Annotated in this window: 5 protein-coding genes; 3 read left to right on the top strand and 2 right to left on the bottom strand. The window is 45.7% G+C overall.

Going from position 1 to position 4,441, the window contains the following annotated elements:
* The first annotated feature begins 221 nt into the window (after positions 1–221).
* From L2082_RS18590 to L2082_RS18580, 3 genes are read left to right on the top strand one after another with little or no spacing between them, the layout of a single operon-like run.
* On the top strand, positions 222–980 hold the full coding sequence (locus L2082_RS18590; RefSeq protein ID WP_446012136.1) for an MlaA family lipoprotein: 759 nt from the start codon (positions 222–224) through the stop codon (positions 978–980).
* 31 nt (positions 981–1,011) lie between these two features.
* Complete coding sequence (locus tag L2082_RS18585) at positions 1,012–1,638, top strand: MlaC/ttg2D family ABC transporter substrate-binding protein (protein WP_446012135.1); 627 nt, start codon at positions 1,012–1,014, stop codon at positions 1,636–1,638.
* A gap of 33 nt (positions 1,639–1,671) precedes the next feature.
* Complete coding sequence (locus L2082_RS18580) at positions 1,672–1,947, top strand: hypothetical protein (RefSeq protein WP_446011144.1); 276 nt, start codon at positions 1,672–1,674, stop codon at positions 1,945–1,947.
* A 104-nt stretch (positions 1,948–2,051) separates the two neighbouring features.
* On the opposite strand, the gene hslU is transcribed toward L2082_RS18580, so the two are convergent.
* Positions 2,052–3,524 carry an ATP-dependent protease ATPase subunit HslU gene (gene hslU / locus L2082_RS18575; RefSeq protein ID WP_446011143.1) on the bottom strand — a complete coding sequence of 491 codons (1,473 nt, stop codon included), beginning with the start codon at positions 3,522–3,524 and terminating at the stop codon, positions 2,052–2,054.
* A gap of 92 nt (positions 3,525–3,616) precedes the next feature.
* A complete protein-coding gene (gene hslV, locus L2082_RS18570; protein ID WP_446011142.1) occupies positions 3,617–4,150 on the bottom strand; it encodes an ATP-dependent protease subunit HslV in 534 nt (177 codons plus the stop codon).
* Positions 4,151–4,441 lie beyond the last annotated feature (291 nt).

Below are 4,441 nucleotides of genomic sequence, written 5' to 3'. Positions count from 1 at the left end.
TGTAGGAAGCGCAACGCCTGTCCGTGGAAATATCTCGCTGAGGTTATCACGGCTCGGCGCCAGGGGCTGGATGTGCCTCCTCTGCCTCTTGCTGCGTAAAAAAAATGAGAGGGGTCTGAACGGTTACTTCTACGACGCTTCAGTCCTGATGTCAGTTGCTGTGCAAGGGCTTCATTACTGAGGGGGAAGCGCGGGAGGCGGCATTATATGCCGATTGATTCATGGGAAGAATATTTCGCGTTGTCCTTGTCGGCTTGTTTTTTTGGGGAAATTGCGGCCTGCTCCATGCAGCTGATGATGAGGTAGATTTTCTTGATGATGCATTTTATGACGAACCTACTCAAGAAAATGCTGTCAATGATCCCTTTGAGCAGGTTAATCGGGTTGTTTTCACCTTTAACGATTATGCGTTCACATGGATTTTGAATCCTATTGCCACAAGGTACAGCGAACTTCTGCCTGCCGATATTCGGGGTGCTGTGGCAAATGTTTTTTACAATATGCTGGAACCAATACGCGCTGCCAACAGTTTGTTACAGGCAAGGTTTGCTGATACCGGCAATCTGCTGGCCCGCTTCGCTATTAATACCCTTGGTGGTGTTGGTGGCCTTGGAGATCCAGCAGCTGAATTAGGATTTGAAAAAACAAATGCGACTTTTTGCCAGACTCTGGATAATTGGGGTGTTCCAGACGGTATTTTTTTAATGGTTCCTGTTATGGGGCCGACAACCTTACGCGATGTTTCCGGCAAGCTTGTGGATAGTTTTTCAGTGACTCCGTTGTACTATACCTGGGCCGCAGGTTGGGAAGAGTCTGTAACTATTTATCTGGGCAAAGAAGTGAATAATCTTTCTTTGCACCTTGGCGAGTATGAAGCAATGAAAGAGATGAGTTTCGATCCGTATATAGCGGTTCGAGATGGTTTTTATCAATATCGTCGGCAGCGCTGGGCTACCTCTGTTTCCGAAGTTGATGAATAATGTGAATAATATATTTTCCTAAGGTGAAACTATGCAGACTTTTCAACGTATTTTTGCAGTGCTGTTGTGTTTGTTTATCCTCCCTGTTGTTACTCAGGTATCTGCAGCCACTCCTGACCCAACAGAGCAGCTCAGGCCTGTTGTGGAGAAGGTTGTCAGCTTATTAAAGGATACTGAGTTTACGAAACGACCAATAGTTGAGCAGTCTGATGTGATTGTAAAGATTGTCTCGGAACGCTTTGATTTTCAAGAAATGTCTAAAAGAGTGATGGGCAAGGAATGGCGTAGTCTAAATGCGAAACAAAAGGAGCAGTTTGTCGGGTTGTTTACCAATCTGTTGCAATATGTCTATATTAATAAGGTTGGAGAATATTTAGATAAAAAAGTTGAATTTACAGACCAGCGTATCAGGCGTGATCGGGCTGAGGTCAAGACGCTGCTTGTCGGTGAAAATAATACTATTCCTGTATCGTATATCATGCTTCTGGAAGAAGATACATGGATGGCGTATGATATAATAATAGAGGGTGTCAGTTTGATCCGAAATTATATGGAGCAGATCCGCAGTGTGCTGAGGGATAAGCAATTCTCCGGTTTGATCGCTATGCTGAAGGAAAAGATTACAAAGCTTGAGGCTGGAGAAAAGGACGACGTCTGATATGGAGCAGAAACAAGCAAAAGAGGAGGCAATATGGGTGATTTGATCTGGCTGATTTTTATTTCCTTAACAGTAGTGCTTGTTGTTGCTGTGCTTTGGTTTATCTGGCGATTACGTCATTTCTCGCAATCGCATAATCAAACCATTGTTGATGATAAACTCATGCAGAGCATGCTTGGTGATGAGGCTTTGTCGCAAGATCTGAAAAATGCCCTTGTTGGTAAAACAAGTCAGCAGCAGTCTCGGAATTATCAGGAACCTCCAGAAGAAAGTAAGGAAGGAGAGAAAGCGGGAGGAGGTAACAGGTAGTTTCCAAAGGTGTAGGGGTGTAGGGGCAGGTACTGTGCCTGCCCGGTATGTAAAGGGCGAACACAGGGGTTCGCCCCTACGATACTACGGTACCGGCAAATTTCTTAGAGGATATATCTGCTCAGATCTTCATTGTCAGAAATATCAAGCAGCTGTTTCTGGACATATTCCGATGTCACCACAAAGGTTCGATCCTCACGCTCTGTGGCATCAAAGGACAGTTCATCCAAAACGCATTCCATAACCGTGTGCAGACGACGCGCACCGATATTTTCGGTTTTCATGTTGACCTCCACAGCGATTCTCGCCATTTCCTGAATAGCCTCTTCTTCAAACTTCAGCTCTATTCCTTCGGTCGCCATCAAGGCCGTGTATTGCTTGATCAAGGCATTTTCCGGTTCTGTGAGAATGCGAAAAAATTCTTCTTTTCCCAAAGGATTCAGATTAACACGGATAGGAAAGCGTCCCTGTAATTCCGGGGCAAGATCTGAGGGCTTATTAGTATAAAAGGCACCAGAGGCAATAAAGAGGATGTGGTCTGTGCGTACAGGGCCATACTTGGTCGTTACGGTGGATCCCTCAACAATGGGCAGCAGATCACGTTGCACCCCTTCTCGTGATACATCAGGGGACCCGGAACCAGAACCGCTTCTTGAGGCGATTTTATCTATTTCATCCAGAAAAATAATGCCAGCCTGCTCGGTTTTCCGAATGGCTTTTTCAGTAACACTTTCTGGGTCAACCAGACGCTGTGCTTCTTCTTTTTTCAGGTATTCCAGTGCATCAGGAACTTTTAGTTTTCGCTCATGCTTTTGCCCTGGAAAAATTTTGGAAAAAGCATCCTGAAGAGAGGACTGCATGTCTTCCATTCCAGAGGAGGAAAACACTTCCACAACTGGTCCCTGGGGTTTTTGAGTTGTTACACTGAGTTCAACAGTGCGATCATCCAACTCACCACTGTGGAGCATTCTCCGCAGTTTTTCCCGGGTTTTCTCTGCTGAGTCAGTTTGTTTTTTGCTTCCTTGCTCCTCGTTTGCCAGCGAGGCTGTTTCACCGCCAAAGGCATCGTTATAGGAGAGGGGAATAACATCAGCATGTTCGTTCTTCCTGCTTGTCTCATCTGCCCCGGATGGAGTTGTTTCCTGCTTTGGGACAGGAGGGAGTAAGAGATCAAGGAGTCGCTCTTCTGCTGCCACTGCTGCCTTGGCAGTCACGCCTTCTTCCTCATCCTTAGTCACCATATTAATGGCAAGTTGAAGGAGATCACGTACCATTGATTCAACATCACGGCCCACATAGCCGACCTCGGTAAATTTAGAGGCCTCGACTTTAATAAAGGGTGATTGGGCCAGATTGGCCAGTCTTCGGGCTATCTCTGTTTTTCCCACACCTGTGGGACCAATCATGATGATATTTTTTGGGGCAATCTCTTCACGCAGAGGAGGCTGCACCTGCTGTCGGCGCCAGCGGTTACGCAGAGCAATGGCAACGGAGCGTTTTGCGTCATCCTGACCAATAATATACTGGTCAAGCCTATGGACAGTCTGCTTTGGGGTTAACGAATTCAACTCACTCATTACTTTTCAAAAAGGTTGGAGGATTTGTTAAGATGTTTTGTTTCCCCTGCTCAGAGAGAAGAGGAACGTGATCTGGTTTTTGATGCGCTGTTTCAGACCTTTTCCACGATAAGACTGTGGTTCGTATACACACAAATGGACCCAGCAATAGTCATTGCTTCTCGGGCAATGGATTCAGCATCAAGGTCAGAATGGGCAATCAGGGCGGTTGCAGCTGCCTGGGCAAAAGAACCGCCTGAACCAATGGCCAGAATGCCGTTATCTGATTCTATCACATCGCCGCTTCCAGAGAGTAGTAGGGACGATTTTTTATCAACAGCAATCATCATGGCCTCAAGACGACGTAACATTTTATCGGTACGCCAGTCCTTGGCCAGCTCCACCGAGGAACGCATTAAATTGCCATTAAACTGCTCCAGTTTTTCTTCCAGCCGATCATACAGGGTAAAGGCGTCTGCTGTTGAACCGGCAAAGCCTGTAATCACTTTATCATGATACAGTCTGCGGACCTTGCGGGCATTATGCTTGATCACGGTCTGTCCCAGTGAGACCTGACCATCGCCTGCAATGACCACTTCGCCCTTATGACGTATAGCCAGGATTGTTGTTGAGCGTATTAATTTCATTGTTATACATTGTTGTCCCGTTCCAGAAGGAAGGGGAAGTATTCGTTTTTTCCTGTCTCTACAACCAAGCTGTCCTGTCTGTAGAGGGAAGTTTCTACTCGTACCTGATGACCTGTTCAACACTAAGCATCAATGGACGTTATGCCATATAAAAAAAGGGTTAACCCAACTTTGCGATACCGAGAAAATAATCCTTTTGAAATCAGCATGTTAAGTGTTTTGGCAATTCGTTCTTGGCACCACAGATTTTTTTATTTTCATTTTTTTTCTTACTGTCCCGCCAGGATAGTA

This window comes from Candidatus Electrothrix sp., from assembly GCF_052785085.1.
Note: the sequence above shows the minus strand (reverse complement) of the source record. Positions and strands in the feature narration are given on the sequence as shown.